We start from the raw sequence: 1,799 nt of genomic DNA, 5'->3' as shown, positions 1-1,799 counted from the left end.
GCATTAGGGTGAGACAAGAATGCTCGAACTTTGTCACGTGTCAAAAAGGTATTCCGGTATTCCGGCAGTGGACGATGTAAGTTTTACAGCGAAGCCGGGTGAAGTGACGGGCTATCTCGGGGCAAACGGATCTGGAAAATCCACCACAATGAAGATGATCACAAATCTCATTGAGGCAACGTCCGGGGACATCTTGTTCGGGGGCGTCCCTATTCAAACAGATCCAATCAAGTATAAGAAACGCCTCGGGTATGTGCCCGAGGAGCCTTATCTCTATACGCACTTGAGCGGAGAAGAGTATTTGATCATGGTTGCTCAGCTACGCAACCTGGCTCCCGAGTACTTCTCTGAATGCATCGATGGGTTGCTTCGGCTGTTTGGGCTTCATGACGATCGATATTCCCCGATTTCAGCCTACTCGAAGGGCATGCGACAAAAGATCTTGCTTTCCGCGTCTTTAATGCACAACCCTGACCTGCTATTGCTTGATGAGCCGTTCTCCGGACTGGATGTTGGTTCGGCTCTGGTGCTGCGGAGCCTCATTCAGGAGCTTGCGGGGCGGGGCAAGGTAGTTCTCTTCAGTTCCCATGACCTCGAAACTGTCGAACGAATTTGTTCCCGGGTGGTCATTTTGCACCACGGCAAGATCGTAGCCGACAACTCCATTGAAAATCTTAGGTCATCGATGGATCTTCCAACCCTGGAAGGTATTTTCTCCCAACTAGCTATTGAACGAGACACGGCAGCAATTTCGCGACAAATCGCGGACCTTATCCATGCATAACGCAAATCAGGTGAACAAGTCCCAGTTCCGCATACTCTTCAAAGTGTTTCTTTTCAGAATTGTCGATCTAGAACTGCTCTCGGAGTATAGCGATTCGACCAAGCTGCTCGGGCAAATTGGGGCCTTACTTGCCGCTATTAGCTTCGTCTTCACAGCTCCTTTAATCCTTGTGGGAGGGCTGCCGCACGAAACGATCGTCACTATGGAACACGTACTGATTGCGACAACAATGGTCGTTGTCGGTTTGATTTCTGTCTTAAGCTGGGATTCCACGTTTCCAGATAGGCGTGATGTCTTGGTGCTCGGTCCGTTGCCCATTCGATCTCGCACTATCTTCTTAGCCAAGGTGGCAGCTGTCGGCTCTGCGCTTAGCCTTTCGATTCTCGCATTGAACGTCTTTGCTGGTTGCGTTTGGCCGTTGACCTTTTTCCCCAGCGAGAGCGGTCCAACGGGTCTGCTGAGGTCGCTCACCGCGTACTGGACGACCATGTTTGCGTCTGGAGCGTTCGTTTTCTGCTCCGTTCTCGGACTGCAATGGTTCGTCGCACAACTCTTTTCGCGTCAGCTCTTTCTGCGGTTATCGGCTCCTCTGCAAGTGGCGCTGTTCTGCCTCTTCCTGACCGTTTATTTCCTCGAACCGCCATTGGAAACGGTGATTCAGCTTCCTCTACCTGAGACTCAGAGGCTGCTCGCATGGCTACCGACTTACTGGTTTTTGGCCCTGTTTCAAGATCTGAATGGGTCACCGGATCCGGCATTTGCACCGCTAGTAGGCCGCGCTGGCATTGGTTTGGCCATCGCTCTAGTTGCAGCTGGTATCGCCTACGCCTTCTCATACATGAAGACACAACGGCTGGCAGTGGAAGAGCCGGACATACAGCCTCACTCTAGGAAGGCGGCGTGGCCACTGAAACTCGGCAGTTCAATTCAAACGGCCATTCTATTCTTCAGCCTTCGCACGTTGCTTCGCAGCCGGCCTCATCGCATCATCCTCAGTTTCTACTTGGGAGTAGGC

The 1,799-nt window shown here is 52.0% G+C and carries 2 protein-coding genes; both read left to right on the top strand.

Annotated features, from left to right (window positions below):
* The first annotated feature begins 19 nt into the window (after positions 1–19).
* Positions 20–784, top strand: a complete 765-nt coding sequence (locus WA354_RS23575) for an ABC transporter ATP-binding protein (protein ID WP_472815471.1) — start codon at positions 20–22, stop codon at positions 782–784.
* Positions 777–1,799 (top strand): hypothetical protein (locus WA354_RS23570; protein ID WP_472815470.1); only part of this gene is annotated, 1,023 nt, incomplete at its 3' end. The genes WA354_RS23575 and WA354_RS23570, both read left to right, overlap by 8 nt.

Origin of the sequence: Occallatibacter sp., assembly GCF_049802275.1 — a bacterium.
Lineage (GTDB): Bacteria > Acidobacteriota > Terriglobia > Terriglobales > Acidobacteriaceae > Telmatobacter.
Note: the sequence above shows the minus strand (reverse complement) of the source record. Positions and strands in the feature narration are given on the sequence as shown.

Excerpts from the sequence above, each read along its gene's own strand:
- WA354_RS23575 (WP_472815471.1), top strand. The coding sequence starts at position 20 with ATGCTCGAACTTTGTCACGTGTCAAAAAGGTATTCCGGTATTCCGGCA.